Here is a 15,520-nt window from a genome sequence, read left to right on the forward strand (position 1 = left end):
CCAACCCTTATTTCTTGAACGGGAAGTTCAGTGCAGCTAATAGCGCACGACCTTCCTCGTCGGTGTTGGCGGTAGTAGTGATAGTGACGTCCAGCCCCCGTACGCGATCGATTTTATCATACTCGATCTCTGGGCAGATGATCTGCTCACGCACACCCATAGAGTAATTGCCGCGACCGTCAAAAGACTTCGGATTGAGACCACGGAAGTCACGCACGCGAGGCATCGCAATGTTTACCAAGCGGTCCAGGAAGTCCCACATGCGCGCGGAGCGCAGCGTTACTTTGATACCGATTGGCCAACCTTCGCGCACCTTGAAGCCCGCGATGGACTTGCGTGCCTTGGTCACCAGCGGCTTTTGACCAGAGAGTTTCTCCAGGTCGCCGATGGCATTGTCGATCAGCTTTTTATCGCTGACCGCTTCGCCTATACCCATGTTCAGAGTCACTTTCGTGATCCGGGGTACCTGCATTACGTTGGCGTAGCTGAACTGCTCTTTGAGTTGAGCCACCACCTCGTTTTGATAACGTTCTTTCAAGTTCGCCATTTTGCTACCCGACTCGCGTTAGGCGTCGATCTGCGTCTGCGTCGACTTGTAGATACGTACCTTGGTACCGTCTTCCTTAACTTGGAAGCCGACGCGATCCGCCTTACCGGTCTCCGAATGGAAGATGGCCACGTTGGACGCGTGAATCGGAGCCTCACGCTCGACGATACCGCCCTGATTACCCGCCATGGGATTAGGCTTGGTGTGACGTTTAATCATGTTCACACCGGACACCACGAAGCGGTTTTCTAATACCCGCTTAACAGTGCCACGCTTGCCTTTATCCTTACCGGCGATCACGATGACTTCATCGTCACGTTTGATCTTTTGCATATCCGCCTCGCTCCTTACAGCACTTCAGGCGCTAGGGAAATGATCTTCATGAACTTCTCATTACGAAGTTCACGAGTTACCGGCCCGAAGATACGCGTGCCGATCGGCTGTTCGTTGGTGTTGTTCAACAAAACTGCCGCATTTCCATCGAAACGGATCAGCGAACCGTCACTACGACGGACGCCACTACGGGTGCGAACTACTACCGCTTTCAGCACTTGGCCTTTTTTGACCTTACCGCGCGGAATAAGCTTCTTTCACCGTTACTTTAATGACGTCACCAACGCGGGCGTAACGACGGTGTGAACCGCCTAGCACCTTGATGCATTGCACCCGGCGCGCTCCGCTGTTGTCGGCGACATCCAGCATTGTCTGAGTCTGAATCATCGGTTTTCTCCAAACCTAATCTGACTGCACTGGTTGGACAGACCTAGGAATTAACCTTTAGCCTGCTCGACCACCTCGACCAGCGTCCAGGCTTTCTTCTTGGAAAGCGGACGGCACTCCTGAATGGAAACCGTATCGCCTGCCTTTGCCTGGTTCGCCTCATCATTGGGCGTGCAGCTTGGTGGAGCGCTTAACGTATTTTCCGTAGATCGGGTGACGCTCACGACGCTCGATCATAACGACGATGGACTTATCCATCTTGTCGCTGACCACCTTGCCGGTCAGCGTACGTGTTTTCTTCTCTTCGGCCATCTCAATCACCTGCCTTCTCGTTGAGCATAGTCTTAACGCGGGCGATATCCCGACGGACCTGCTTGAGCAGATGAGTCTGGCTCAGTTGGCCTGTGGCCTTCTGCATGCGCAGGTTAAACTGCTCGCGGAGGAGCTCGAGGAGCTGCTCTTTGAGCTCTCCTACGGACTTTTCACGAATTTCCTGGGCTTTCATCACATCACCGTCCGTTTCGCAAAGGTGGTGGACAGGGGCATCTTCTGGGCGGCCAGTTCAAATGCTTCACGGGCCAACTCTTCGGATACACCTTCAATTTCATACAGAACCCGACCCGGCTGGATCTGGGCTACCCAGTACTCAACTGAACCTTTACCCTTACCCATACGAACTTCGAGCGGCTTCTTGGAGATCGGCTTGTCAGGGAAAACGCGGATCCAGATCTTACCGCCACGCTTAACGTGACGTGTGATCGCACGACGGCCTGCTTCGATCTGGCGCGCAGTAATGCGGCCACGACCAGTTGCTTTGAGACCGTATTCCCCGAAGCTGATCTTGCTTCCGCGATGCGCCAGGCCACGGTTGCGGCCTTTCATCATCTTGCGGAATTTCATACGCTTGGGCTGTAACATCGACTCGCTCTCCCCTTACCTGGAACCTTTCTTCTTGGGCGCGTTGCCGGCAGGCTGCTGTTGCTTAGCCTTGGCACGTACTTCCTCGATACCGCCGAGGATTTCACCCTTGAAGATCCACACTTTGACGCCGATGACGCCGTAGGTGGTGTGAGCTTCGTAAGTGGCGTAGTCAATGTCCGCACGCAGAGTGTGCAGCGGAACGCGACCTTCGCGGTACCATTCGGTACGTGCGATTTCGGCACCACCCAGACGACCTGACAGCTGAATCTTATGCCGCCAGCGCCAAGACGCATTGCGTTTTGTACCGCGCGCTTCATCGCACGACGGAACATAACGCGACGCTCAAGCTGACCTGCTACGTTAGCAGCAACCAGCTTGGCATCCAGCTCCGGCTTGCGAACTTCTTCGATGTTCACATGAACCGGAACACCCATCATCTCGGTGAGATCGCGACGCAGACGGTCGACATCTTCACCTTTCTTACCAATCACAATACCCGGACGGGCAGTGTGAATGGTGATGCGGGCATTGTTAGCCGGACGCTCGATGTGAATGCGGCTTACGGAGGCGTTTTTCAAACGCTCTTCCAGGAAGCTGCGCACTTCGAGATCGTTGTTGAGCTTATCGGCATAGGCGCCGCGCTCGGCATACCAGACAGAAGCATGGTCTTTGACGATGCCCAGTCGAATGCCTGTTGGATTGACTTTCTGACCCATCTGGTCGACTCCTACTTCTCGGCTACCTTGACGGTGATGTGGCAGGTGCGCTTCAAGATACGATCCGCACGGCCTTTGGCGCGCGGCTTGATACGCTTAAGCGTCATGCCCTCATCGACGCAGATGGTCGAGACACGCAGCTCGTCGATGTCCATGCCGTTGTTTTCTTCCGCATTCGCGATGGCGGACTGAAGCACTTTCTTGACCAGTTTGGCAGCCTTCTTCGGGGAGAAGGTCAGCAGGTCAAGAGCTTCGGCGACCGGTTTACCGCGCACCTGGTCAGCCACCAAACGGGCCTTCTGTGCGGCTAAAGCAGCGCCACTCAGCTTAGCTGTGACTTCCATCTCTTAATCCTCTCTGGCTTACCGTTTGGCGTTCTTGTCCGCCGCATGCCCGCGATAAGTGCGAGTAGCAGCGAATTCGCCCAGCTTGTGACCAACCATGTCCTCGGAAACATGCACCGGGACGTGTTGGCGACCGTTATGGACAGCGATTGTGAGGCCTACCATGTTTGGCAGGATCATCGAACGACGCGACCAAGTCTTGATCGGTTTACGGTCGTTCTTCTCCACTGCAGCCTCTACCTTCTTCAAAAGATGAAGGTCAATGAAGGGACCTTTCTTTAGTGAACGTGGCACAGCCGTTACCTCTTAATGTCTTGGCAATTTAGATCAACGTGTCTTATTACGACGACGAACGATCAGCTTGTCGGTGCGCTTGTTCTTACGCGTCTTGTGACCCTTAGTCGGCACGCCCCATGGGGATACCGGGTGACGACCACCACTGGTGCGGCCTTCACCACCACCGTGCGGGTGATCCACCGGGTTCATCGCGACACCGCGAACAGTCGGACGCACCCTCTCCAGCGCTTCGCACCGGCCTTGCCAAGTTGACGCAGGCTGTGCTCGGAGTTGCTCACTTCACCCAAGGTTGCGCGGCATTCAGCCAAAACCTTGCGCATTTCGCCAGAGCGAAGACGCAGGGTGGCGTAATTACCTTCACGAGCAACCAGCTGAGCGCTAGTACCGGCACTGCGAGCAATCTGCGCGCCTTTACCCGGCTTCAGTTCGATACCGTGAACGGTAGAACCCAGCGGGATGTTACGCAGAGGCAAGGCATTGCCTTTCTTGATGGGCGCGTTAACACCAGATTCCAGCACGTCACCCGCGCTGACACCTTTCGGGGCAAGGATGTAACGACGCTCGCCATCGGCATACTTCAGCAGCGCAATGTGCGCACTGCGGTTCGGGTCGTGCTCCAGACGCTCAACAGTGGCAGGAATGCCATCTTTGGTGCGTTTGAAGTCGATCAACCGATAGTGATGACGGTGACCACCGCCCACGTGGCGGGTGGTGATGCGACCGTAGTTGTTACGGCCACCGGACTTGGACTGTTTTTCCAAAAGCGGTGCATAAGCACGGCCCTTGTACAGTTCCTCACCAACGATCTTGACGACGTGGCGACGACCGGAGGCTGTGGGTTTGGTCTTGACGATTGCCATTATCCGTACTCCTGCCCTTATTCGGCGCCAGAGAAGTCTTCGAGCGTTTCACCCGCAGCCAGGGGCACATACGCTTTGCGGTAACCCTTCCGCAGGCCAACGCCGTGAGCAGTACGCTTTGTTTTACCCTTAACGTTCAGCACCTGAACGCTGCCGACCTTCTTGCCGAACAGTGCTTCAACGGCTTTCTTGATCTCGGGCTTGGTAGCATCGCTTGCCACCTTGAAAACGTACTGGTTGCGCTCGGCTGCCATCGCGGCCTTTTCGGTCACGTGCGGTCCAAGCAGAACCTTGAATACGCGTTCCTGGTTCATGCCAGCTTCTCCTCGAATTTACGCAGGGCGGAGACGGTGACCAGGACCTTATCAAAGGCAACCAGGCTCACCGGATCAGCTGCAGCGACATCCACCACATCGACGTGGGGAAGGTTGCGTGCGGCCAGATAGAGCGTTTCGTCAACTTCTTCAGTGACGATCAACACTTTCTCAAGGTTGAGCTCTTTCAGCTTGGCAGCTACCTGCTTGGTCTTCGGCGCTTCTACGCTGAACTCTTAAATAGCGACTAAACGCTCTTGACGTCCCAGCTCAGACAGGATGGAACGCATCGCCGCGCGGTACATTTTGCGGTTAACTTTCTGGCTGAAGTCCCTGAGGACGCGCCGCAAAAGTAACACCGCCACTGCGCCACAGCGGAGAGCGAATAGTACCGGCACGTGCACGACCGGTACCCTTCTGACGCCACGGCTTCTTACCACCACCACGTACGTCGGAACGGTTCTTTTGAGCGCGTGTACCCTGACGGCCACCAGCCAAGTAGGCGGTAACGACCTGGTGCACCAGCGCTTCGTTGAATTCTTTGCCAAAAGTGGCGTCGGCTACTTCAACGGTACCCGTGCCTGCAGCAAGATTCAGATTCATTGGTAATTATCCCCTTCAGCCAGCTTTCACGGCGCTGCGAACGATAACGTCGCTACCGGTAGCACCCGGTACTGCGCCTTTGATCAGCAGCAGGTTACGCTCGGCGTCGACACGGACGATCTCAAGGCTCTGTACGGTGCAACGGGTGTTACCCATTTGACCGGCCATTTTCTTGCCTTTGAATACGCGACCAGGTGTCTGACACATGCCGATAGAACCCGGCGCGCGATGCGACAGGGAGTTACCATGGCTGTTGTCTTGGGTACGGAAGTTCCAGCGCTTAACAGCACCCTGGAAGCCTTTACCCTTAGAGGTGCCGGTCACGTCGATCATTTGACCAGCTTCGAAGAGGGATACGGTGAGTTCGCCACCCACTTCAGGAGCTTCTTCGCCTTCTGCAAGACGGAATTCCATCAGTGAACGACCAGCCTAAACACCCGCCTTGGCAAACTGTCCAGCTTGCGCTTTGGTGAGGTGCTTGGCTTTACGAGAACCTGTAGTCACCTGAACCGCTGCGTAGCCGTCAGACTCAATGGTCTTAACGCGCGTTACACGGTTAGGATCAACTTCAATAACGGTCACGGGCACGGATGCGCCATCTTCGGTAAAGACACGGGTCATCCCGGCCTTTTTACCGACTAAACCGATAGTCATACTCAGTCTCCTATAGTGTACGGGGCTATCACCCGCTATGGCTGCCCTTTCCAGAGCATTCCACTAGCACATTGTGTGGCGCCTCACGGCGCGGCGGCTGCTGCTCACATACTAAAAACGGTGAGCGCTGGGCCGCGAAGTGTCTAGTGTATTAGTCGAACTTGATTTGCACGTCTACGCCAGCGGCGAGATCGAGCTTCATCAGCGCATCAACAGTTTTCTCGGTCGGCTCAAAGATGTCGAGCACACGCTTGTGAGTACGAATCTCATACTGATCACGCGCATCTTTGTTGACGTGCGGTGAAATCAGAATGGTATAGCGCTCGCGGTTGGTTGGCAGCGGAATCGGCCCACGAACCTGAGCACCAGTACGCTTAGCGGTTTCAACGATCTCCGCTGTGGACTGATCGATCAGGCGATGGTCGAACGCTTTCAACCGAATGCGAATCTTTTGGTTCTGCATTTGCCCTAAACTCCAATGGATGTCGACGGCGCGAGCCGTCTACCCACGCATTCAAAGGATGCGCATTATAGGCACGCCAAAAGCACATGTCATACATTTGCGATTGGTGCGCAGAAAAGGGGGCTCACAAGAGCCCCCTCTCATCATCAAGTAATCAGATTACTTAACGATCTTGGCCACAACGCCAGCACCAACGGTACGACCACCTTCGCGAATAGCGAAGCGCAGACCGTCGTCCATAGCGATCGGAGCGATCAGGGTAACAACCATTTTCACGTTGTCGCCCGGCATTACCATGTCAACGCCTTCCGGCAGTTCACAAGTACCAGTTACGTCAGTGGTACGGAAGTAGAACTGCGGACGGTAGCCCTTGAAGAAAGGCGTGTGACGACCACCTTCTTCTTTGGACAGTACGTATACTTCTGCTTCGAAGGTAGTGTGCGGGTTGATGGTGCCCGGCTTGGCCAGAACCTGACCACGCTCGACGTCATCACGCTTAGTACCACGCAGCAGGGCGCCAACGTTCTCACCCGCACGACCTTCGTCGAGCAGCATACGGAACATTTCAACGCCAGTAACGATGGTTTTGGTGGTGTCGCGGATACCCACGATTTCCACTTCTTCACCGGCTCTTAACGATACCGCGCTCTACACGACCGGTAACAACAGTACCACGGCCAGAGATAGAGAATACGTCTTCGATCGGCATCAGGAACGGCTGGTCGATAGCACGCTCCGGCTCAGGGATGTACTCATCCAGAGCTTTGATCAGGTTAGCTACCGCAGTAGTACCCATGCCGTTCTCGTCTTCACCATTCAGCGCCATCAGGGCAGAACCAGTGATGATCGGCGTGTCGTCGCCCGGGAAGTCGTACTCGTCGAGGAGTTCACGAACGTCCATCTCGACCAGCTCGAGCAGCTCTTCGTCATCAACCATGTCCGCTTTGTTCAGGAACACAACGATGAACGGAACGCCAACCTGGCGAGACAGCAGGATGTGCTCGCGAGTCTGCGGCATGGGGCCGTCAGCGGCAGAACATACCAGGATCGCGCCGTGCATCTGGGCAGCACCGGTGATCATGTTCTTGACGTAGTCAGCGTGTCCCGGGCAGTCAACGTGAGCGTAGTGACGCTCTTCAGACTGGTACTCAACGTGAGATGTAGCGATGGTGATACCGCGCTCACGCTCTTTCGGAGCGTTATCGATGGTATCAAACTCACGCCAGTCGCCGCCGAAAACCTCAGCAGACACACGGGTCAGGGCCGCTGTCAGAGTCGTTTTACCGTGGTCGACGTGACCGATGGTGCCGACGTTGACGTGCGGTTTGGAACGTTCAAATTTTTCCTTAGCCACTGCTATAACCTCTTTACGCTAGCTAACGGTTAACCGTTTTGATTGATGACGGCTTCAACGACGCTGGAGGGCGCCTCCTCGTACTTCGCGAACTCCATAGAGTAGCTCGCACGGCCCTGGGTCTGTGAGCGCAGATCGGTTGCGTAACCGAACATCTCACCCAGTGGCACCGTTGCACGAAGGACTTGACCAGAAGAAGAGTCATCCATGCCCTGCACCAGACCGCGACGACGGCTCAGGTCGCCCATGACGTCACCCATAAACTCTTCGGGGGTCACGGTTTCGACCTTCATCACCGGCTCCAGCAGCACGGCCTTGGCCTTCCTGGCACCTTCTTTCACTGCCATAGAAGAAGCAATCTTGAACGCAGTCTCGTTGGAGTCCACGTCGTGGAAGGAGCCATCGAACAGCGACACTTTAACGTCGATCATCGGGTAACCCGCGATGACGCCGTTTTTGAGCTGCTCATAAGCACCCTTCTCAACCGCAGGCACGTATTCCTTCGGAACCACACCACCTACGATCTCAGAGTTGAATTTGAAGAAAATTTCGTCTTCGCCTTCCCCCTTCTCTTCTGCAGTCAGCGGCTCAATACGCAGCCACACATGACCGTACTGACCACGACCACCGGACTGACGTACGAACTTGCCTTCCTGCTCGACGCTGCCGCGAATCGTTTCGCGGTAGGCAACCTGCGGCTTACCGATGTTCGCTTCTACCTTGAACTCGCGACGCATACGGTCAACGATGATGTCCAGGTGCAGCTCACCCATACCAGAAATAATGGTCTGGCCGGTTTCTTCGTCGGTCTTAACCTGGAAAGAGGGATCTTCCTGGGCTAGTTTACCCAGTGCAACGCCCATTTTTTCCTGGTCAGCTTTGGACTTCGGCTCAACGGCAACCGAGATTACCGGATCCGGGAACTCCATGCGCTCGAGAACGATCTTGTTGTCGATATCGCACAGGGTGTCACCGGTGGTGACGTCCTTCAGACCGATACAAGCGGCGATGTCGCCTGCCAGTATTTCTTTGATCTCTTCGCGGGAGTTGGCGTGCATCTGAACGATACGACCAACACGCTCTTTCTTCTGCTTAACAGAGTTATAAACGCCGTCACCAGATTTCAGAACGCCCGAATAAACGCGAATAAAGGTCAGCGTACCAACGAAGGGGTCGGTGGCGATTTTAAAAGCCAACGCCGCAAACGGCGCACTGTCATCCGCCACACGGGTAGCAATGGTGCCGTCTTTATCGTCCAACCCACCTTCAATCGCCTTAACTTCCGTCGGCGAAGGCATGTATTCGATAACGCCGTCCAGAACCGCCTGAACACCTTTGTTCTTGAACGCAGAACCACAGGTAACCAGAACGATTTCGTTGGCCAGGGTACGCGCGCGCAGACCAGCCTTGATTTCAGCGACGGTTAGCTCGCCTTCTTCAAGGTACTTGTCCATCAGCTCTTCAGAGCCTTCAGCGGCAGCTTCAACCATCTCTTCGCGATACTTCTCAGCTGTTTCTTGCAGTTCAGCCGGAATATCGACGAGGTCGAAGTTCATGCCCAGGCTCTCTTCGTCCCAGAAGATGGCTTTCATCTCGATCAGGTCGATAACTCCTTTGAAGTCTTCTTCCGTACCCCAGTTGATCTGAATGGGCACAGCATTAGCGTTGAGACGCTCTTTCAGCTGGTTAACAACCATGAAGAAGTCAGCGCCGGTACGGTCCATCTTGTTGACGAAGACCATGCGCGGAACTTCATACTTGTTAGCCTGACGCCATACTGTTCGGTCTGCGGCTGAACGCCGGAGGAGCCGCACAGTACAACGACCGCGCCATCAAGAACACGCAGCGAACGCTCAACTTCGATAGTGAAGTCAACGTGCCCGGGGGTGTCGATGATGTTAATGCGGTGCTCATCAAACTGCTTACTCATGCCCTGCCAGAAACAGGCAGTTGCAGCTGAGGTGATAGTGATACCACGCTCCTGCTCCTGCTCCATCCAGTCCATGGTCGCTGCACCGTCGTGTACTTCACCCACCTTGTGGGAAAGACCGGTGTAGAACAGTACGCGTTCAGTTGTCGTGGGTTTTACCCGCGTCAACGTGAGCGACGATACCGATATTGCGATAGCGATTTAGTGGAGTCTTGCGTGCCACGGTGAAGCTCCCGTTAGTTGGCGATGCTCGTTAATCCAGCGGTGCTATTTCTGCCTATGCCACCGCCGCCATCGATAACGATAGCAGCGGCGTGTGGCAGCATGACGAAAAATTTCTTTAACGCAGCGCAACCGACAGCAGAAAACACAAACTTAGAAACGCCGAGCTTAGAAACGATAGTGAGAGAAGGCCTTGTTGGCTTCTGCCATACGGTGCACATCTTCACGCTTCTTAACAGCCGAGCCTTTGCCTTCAGCGGCATCCAGCATTTCACCTGCCAGGCGCTGAACCATCGTTTTCTCACCGCGACGACGCGCAGCGTCTACCAACCAGCGCATAGCTAGCGCTTGGCGGCGTGACGGACGAACTTCAACCGGTACCTGATAGGTCGCACCACCAACGCGGCGCGATTTTACTTCGACCATCGGCTGGATGGTTTCCAGCGCTTTGTCGAAGATTTCCAGCGGCTCTTCTTTGCTACGCTCGGCAACCTTGTCCACCGCACCATAAACGATGCGCTCAGCTACGGACTTCTTGCCGCTGACCATCAGGTGGTTCATGAACTTCGCCAGACGCTCACTTCCGAACTTAGGATCCGGCAGGAGTTCGCGTTTAGCTACAACTCTTCTTCTAGGCATGATAAGCCCTCAATTAAGGATCCTTCAGGTAAACCCGGGACTAACATGCGCTTTCAGCGTTGCCCGACCTTACTCTTATCAGACCGTCATATTCGTGTGAAAGGTAACGCCACAGCGCGACGGGCGCTGCGATAAGCTGTCTTAGGACTTCGGACGCTTAGTACCGTACTTAGAACGACCCTGCTTACGGTTCTGTACGCCAGAGGTGTCAAGGGCGCCACGAACGGTGTGATAACGCACACCTGGCAAATCCTTTACACGGCCGCCGCGAATCAGAACAACAGAGTGCTCTTGGAGGTTGTGACCTTCACCACCAATGTAAGAAGACACTTCAAAGCCATTCGTCAGGCGCACACGGCAGACCTTACGCAGGGCCGCGTTCGGCTTCTTAGGGGGAGTGGTGTAAACGCGCGTACAAACGCCACGTTTTTGCGGGCATGCCTGAAGCGCAGGCACGTCACTTTTAGTGACGGGGCGCTTGCGCGGCTTGCGCACTAGCTGATTAATCGGTGCCATGGTGTTTAGCGGACTCCAATGGTTGCCTTAGCCTTTAAAAAGTACTAGCAGCGGATGCGGGCGCACCCGCCCCACTGTTAAAGGCTGCGCATTCTAAAGGCTGACCCTAGGTGGCATCAAGTCTTGCTGGCGAATTCGCCAGCAAGACTGGGCCATAAGGGCCAGCCACTCGTTGTTGCTCGTTGCCTACCAGTGATTACAAATCGTCGTCTGAATCAAGGGCTGTCAACTGAGCGCCAAGCTCCTGCCCTACCTCGGTGGCCGAGGGATTGAACAGACGCTCTACGTCTTCGCGCTTCCGACGAAGCTCTGCGTGGTGAGTCAGACCGGTACCTGCCGGAATCAGACGTCCAACCACCACGTTCTCTTTTAGGCCGCGCAGGTAGTCGCGCTTGCCGGTTACCGCTGCTTCGGTCAGTACGCGGGTCGTTTCCTGGAACGACGCTGCGGAAATGAACGATTCAGTGGCCAAGCTGGCCTTAGTGATACCCAGCAGCAAGCGTTGATACTTGGCCGGGAACTTACCTTCTTTCTCAAGCCGTGCGTTCTGTTCAAGCACACGCACCAACTCGGCCTGGTCGCCGGTGATGAAGTCAGAGTCGCCGGAGTCGGTGATCTCTACCTTACGCAGCATCTGACGCACGATCACTTCGATGTGCTTATCGTTGATGCCTACACCCTGCAGACGATAAACGTCCTGCACTTCGGCAGTGATATATTTAGCCAGGTCCGCGACACCCAGCAGACGCAGGATATCGTGGGGGTTGCTCGGGCCATCCGAAATGACTTCACCCTTCTCAACCGCTTCCCCTTCGAAGACGGCGATTTGACGCCATTTCGGGATCAGCGCTTCAAACGGATCACCAGATTCCGGGGTAATCGTCAGACGACGCTTACCCTTGGTCTCTTTACCGAAGCTGATAACACCGCTGATTTCTGCAAGAATCGCAGACTCTTTCGGTTTACGCGCTTCGAACAGGTCAGCAACCCGCGGCAGACCACCGGTGATGTCTTTGTTACCAGACGCTTCAACCGGAATACGTGCAACGACCTCACCCACGCCGATGGTCGCGCCATCGTCTACGGAGATAATCGAGTTGCCCGGCAGCAGGTACTGAACCGGTGTGTTGGAGCCGGATACAGAAACGTTCTCGCCAGCAGCGTCTTTCAGCATCACCATCGGTCGCTTGTCGCGGCCCGCCATCGGGCGTGCTGCAGACTCAATTACTTCGATAGACGACAGACCAGTCATTTCATCGACGCTGCGGTGCATGGTGACACCCTCGTCAAGGTCGATGAACTGCGCCTTACCTTCTACCTCGGCAATGATCGGATGCGTGTGCGGATCCCACTTAGCCACGACCGCACCGGCATCGACAACATCGCCGTCGCGTACGGAAAGCTCGGCACCGTAGGGCAGCTTGTAGTACTCACGCTCACGGCCATGGTCATCGGCAACCGCCAAGGCGCTTGAACGAGACACCACCACCAGCTTGCCATCGGCACGCTCTACGTGCTTGATGTTGTGCAGGCGTACTTTACCGCCGTGCTTCACCTGAACGCTATCGACCGCCGATGAACGCGAGGCCGCACCACCGATGTGGAACGTACGCATGGTCAGCTGGGTACCCGGCTCACCGATCGACTGTGCGGCGATAACACCCACAGACTCACCGATGTTGACCTGATGGCCACGGGCAAGGTCACGACCGTAACAGGACGAACATACGCCGTGAGCCGTATCACAGGTGATGGTTGAACGAACGATAATTTCGTCCACACCCATGGTATCCAGCGATGCACACCATTTCTCATCAAGCAGTGTATTACGCGGGATCAGTACTTCTTCAGTGCTCGGGTCAACCACGTCCTGCGCAACCACACGGCCCAGTACACGCTGAGACAGCGGTACGATGATGTCACCACCCTCGATGATCGGGTGCAGTGTCAGGCCATTTTCAGTGCCACAGTCGGTCTCGGTAATGACCAAGTCCTGAGCAACGTCCACCAGACGACGAGTCAGGTAACCGGAGTTGGCCGTTTTCAGGGCCGTATCCGCCAGACCTTTACGCGCGCCGTGGGTCGAGATGAAGTACTGAAGTACGTTCAGACCTTCACGGAAGTTAGCCACGATCGGCGTTTCGATGATCGAGCCATCCGGCTTGGCCATCAAGCCACGCATACCCGCCAGCTGACGAATCTGGGCAGCACTACCACGAGCACCGGAGTCGGCCATGATGAAGACGCTATTGAAGGAGTCTTGCTCAACTTCATTACCGTCACGATCAACGACCGTCTCCTTCGAGATACCGACCATCATCGCCTTGGCAACTTTATCGTTCGCCTTGGACCAGATATCGATACCCTTGTTGTACTTCTCACCCGCCGTTACCAGACCAAAGAGAACTGATCTTCAATCTCTTTAACTTCCGCTTCGGCGGCGTCAACGATCTCGGTTTTGGCATCGGGGATAACGAAGTCGTTAACACCGATAGAGGCACCGGACCACGTCGCGAGACGGAAACCGGTATACATCAGTTGGTCAGCGAAGATGACGGTCGGCTTAAGGCCAGCACGACGATACACTTCGTTAATCAGGCTGGAGATCGCCTTCTTCTTCATCGGCTGATCAATCAGCGCGAACGGCACGCCTTCCGGCAGAATGCGGAACAGCAGCGCACGGCCCACGGTGGTGTCGTAAATGCGACGGTGGAAACTACGCTCACCGGTCTCTTCTTCGACATCGACTTCATCAAGACGCACTTTCACGCGGGCGTGTAGTGAGACCGAATGTGTACCAAACGCGCGCTCCACCTCATTGAGGCCAGAGAACACCATGCCCTCGCCTTTGGCGTTGATCTTTTCGCGGGTCATGTAGTATAGACCCAGAACAACGTCCTGCGACGGGACGATGATCGGCTCGCCGTTGGCAGGCGACAGCACGTTGTTGGTCGCCATCATCAGCGCACGTGCTTCGAGCTGTGCTTCCAGGGTCAGCGGTACGTGGACCGCCATCTGGTCACCGTCAAAGTCGGCGTTGTAGGCCGCACACACCAGCGGGTGCAGCTGGATCGCCTTACCTTCGATCAGCAGCGGCTCGAACGCCTGGATGCCCAAACGGTGCAGCGTCGGCGCACGGTTAAGCAGTACCGGGTGTTCGCGGATAACGTCGGCCAGGATGTCCCACACTTCCGGCAGTTCACGTTCAACCATCTTCTTCGCCGCTTTGATCGTGGACGCATGGCCCAGCGATTGAAGCTTGGAGTAGATGAACGGCTTGAACAGCTCGAGCGCCATTTTCTTCGGCAGACCACACTGGTGCAGACGCAGGGTCGGACCGACGGTGATGACCGAACGGCCTGAGTAGTCTACGCGCTTACCCAACAAGTTCTGACGGAAACGACCTTGCTTACCTTTGATCATATCGGCAAGCGATTTCAGCGGGCGCTTGTTAGAGCCGGTAATCGCACGGCCACGGCGGCCGTTATCCAGCAGTGCGTCGACCGCTTCCTGCAGCATCCGCTTCTCGTTGCGCACGATGATATCCGGCGCATTCAGATCCAGCAGACGCTTCAGACGGTTGTTACGGTTGATCACCCGACGGTAAAGGTCGTTGAGATCCGAGGTCGCGAAGCGGCCGCCATCCAGCGGTACCAGCGGACGCAGGTCCGGCGGCAGCACAGGCAGTACTTCCATGACCATCCACGCCGGCGCGTTGCCGGAGTGGTAGAACGCTTCTAGCAGCTTCAGGCGCTTAGACAGCTTCTTGATCTTGGTTTCAGAGTTCGTCTGCGGAATTTCTTCACGCAGGTGGTTAATCTCTTCTTCCAGATCGATGTCTTTCAGCAGCTCTTGAACGGCTTCGGCACCCATACGGGCGTCGAAGTCGTCGCCGAACTCTTCCAGCGCTTCGAAGTACTGCTCGTCGTTCAACAGCTGACCACGCTCCAGCGTGGTCATGCCTGGGTCGATAACGACAAAGCTTTCAAAGTACAGCACGCGCTCGATATCACGCAGGGTCATATCGAGGAACATACCGATACGCGACGGCAGTGACTTCAGGAACCAAATGTGAGCGACCGGCGATGCCAGCTCGATATGGCCCATGCGCTCACGGCGCACGGCAGCCTTGGTGACTTCAACGCCACACTTCTCACAGATGATACCGCGGTGCTTCATGCGCTTATATTTGCCGCACAAGCACTCGTAGTCTTTGACCGGACCAAAAATCTTGGCGCAGAACAGACCGTCCCGCTCCGGTTTAAAGGTACGGTAGTTGATGGTCTCAGGCTTCTTCACCTCGCCAAACGACCAGGAGCGAATCATGTCCGGCGACGCGAGGGTAATCTTGATCGCGTCGAACTCTTCGGACTGAGACTGCGATTTGAGTACTTTCACCAAATCTTTCATATGACGGCTC

At 55.5% G+C, this 15,520-nt stretch carries 10 protein-coding genes and 9 pseudogenes; all 19 read right to left on the reverse strand.

What is annotated here, in order from left to right; genetic code table 11:
• Window positions 1–7: 7 nt before the first annotated feature.
• The 19 genes and pseudogenes from rplE to rpoC all read right to left on the reverse strand — a co-directional run bounded on the left by rplE (window position 8) and on the right by rpoC (window position 15,510).
• Entirely contained in the window at window positions 8–547 is a 540-nt protein-coding gene (rplE, locus tag B4967_RS15450) for a 50S ribosomal protein L5 (protein ID WP_083026202.1), read from the reverse strand.
• A gap of 18 nt (window positions 548–565) precedes the next feature.
• Window positions 566–880, reverse strand: coding sequence for a 50S ribosomal protein L24 (gene rplX, locus B4967_RS15455; RefSeq protein WP_083026204.1), 315 nt, complete (start codon window positions 878–880; stop codon window positions 566–568).
• A gap of 14 nt (window positions 881–894) precedes the next feature.
• Window positions 895–1,267, reverse strand: a pseudogene (gene rplN, locus B4967_RS15460) (50S ribosomal protein L14).
• 50 nt (window positions 1,268–1,317) lie between these two features.
• A pseudogene (gene rpsQ, locus B4967_RS15465) lies at window positions 1,318–1,579 on the reverse strand (30S ribosomal protein S17).
• Window position 1,580: 1 nt separating this feature from the next.
• On the reverse strand, window positions 1,581–1,772 hold the full coding sequence (gene rpmC / locus B4967_RS15470; protein WP_062373720.1) for a 50S ribosomal protein L29: 192 nt from the start codon (window positions 1,770–1,772) through the stop codon (window positions 1,581–1,583).
• Window positions 1,772–2,185 carry a 50S ribosomal protein L16 gene (gene rplP / locus B4967_RS15475; RefSeq protein WP_007112000.1) on the reverse strand — a complete coding sequence of 138 codons (414 nt, stop codon included), beginning with the start codon at window positions 2,183–2,185 and terminating at the stop codon, window positions 1,772–1,774. The genes rpmC and rplP overlap by 1 nt, the downstream gene beginning before the upstream one ends.
• A 15-nt stretch (window positions 2,186–2,200) precedes the next feature.
• A pseudogene (rpsC, locus tag B4967_RS15480) lies at window positions 2,201–2,904 on the reverse strand (30S ribosomal protein S3).
• A gap of 11 nt (window positions 2,905–2,915) precedes the next feature.
• On the reverse strand, window positions 2,916–3,248 hold the full coding sequence (rplV, locus tag B4967_RS15485) for a 50S ribosomal protein L22 (RefSeq protein ID WP_083026206.1): 333 nt from the start codon (window positions 3,246–3,248) through the stop codon (window positions 2,916–2,918).
• An 18-nt stretch (window positions 3,249–3,266) separates the two neighbouring features.
• Complete coding sequence (gene rpsS, locus B4967_RS15490) at window positions 3,267–3,542, reverse strand: 30S ribosomal protein S19 (RefSeq protein ID WP_083026208.1); 276 nt, start codon at window positions 3,540–3,542, stop codon at window positions 3,267–3,269.
• Window positions 3,543–3,575: 33 nt separating this feature from the next.
• Window positions 3,576–4,405: pseudogene (gene rplB, locus B4967_RS15495) on the reverse strand (50S ribosomal protein L2).
• A 17-nt stretch (window positions 4,406–4,422) separates the two neighbouring features.
• The gene (gene rplW, locus B4967_RS15500) at window positions 4,423–4,719 is read right to left on the reverse strand and encodes a 50S ribosomal protein L23 (RefSeq protein ID WP_083026210.1); all 297 of its coding nucleotides are present in this window, start codon (window positions 4,717–4,719) and stop codon (window positions 4,423–4,425) included.
• Window positions 4,716–5,322, reverse strand: a pseudogene (gene rplD, locus B4967_RS15505) (50S ribosomal protein L4). The gene rplW and the pseudogene rplD overlap by 4 nt, the downstream one beginning before the upstream one ends.
• A gap of 15 nt (window positions 5,323–5,337) precedes the next feature.
• A pseudogene (rplC, locus tag B4967_RS15510) lies at window positions 5,338–5,976 on the reverse strand (50S ribosomal protein L3).
• A gap of 151 nt (window positions 5,977–6,127) precedes the next feature.
• Window positions 6,128–6,439, reverse strand: a complete 312-nt coding sequence (gene rpsJ / locus B4967_RS15515) for a 30S ribosomal protein S10 (RefSeq protein WP_083026211.1) — start codon at window positions 6,437–6,439, stop codon at window positions 6,128–6,130.
• A gap of 159 nt (window positions 6,440–6,598) precedes the next feature.
• Window positions 6,599–7,793 (reverse strand): annotated as a pseudogene (gene tuf, locus B4967_RS15520) (elongation factor Tu).
• A 29-nt stretch (window positions 7,794–7,822) separates the two neighbouring features.
• Window positions 7,823–9,946 (reverse strand): annotated as a pseudogene (fusA, locus tag B4967_RS15525) (elongation factor G).
• A gap of 167 nt (window positions 9,947–10,113) precedes the next feature.
• Window positions 10,114–10,584, reverse strand: a complete 471-nt coding sequence (gene rpsG / locus B4967_RS15530) for a 30S ribosomal protein S7 (protein WP_083026213.1) — start codon at window positions 10,582–10,584, stop codon at window positions 10,114–10,116.
• Between the two features lie 141 nt (window positions 10,585–10,725).
• Window positions 10,726–11,100 (reverse strand): 30S ribosomal protein S12, encoded by a 375-nt coding sequence (gene rpsL / locus B4967_RS15535; RefSeq protein WP_083026215.1) that lies wholly within the window; start codon window positions 11,098–11,100, stop codon window positions 10,726–10,728.
• A gap of 196 nt (window positions 11,101–11,296) precedes the next feature.
• Window positions 11,297–15,510 (reverse strand): annotated as a pseudogene (rpoC, locus tag B4967_RS15540) (DNA-directed RNA polymerase subunit beta').
• Window positions 15,511–15,520 lie beyond the last annotated feature (10 nt).

This window comes from Vreelandella lionensis (assembly GCF_002087295.1).
GTDB classification, from domain to species: domain Bacteria; phylum Pseudomonadota; class Gammaproteobacteria; order Pseudomonadales; family Halomonadaceae; genus Vreelandella; species Vreelandella lionensis.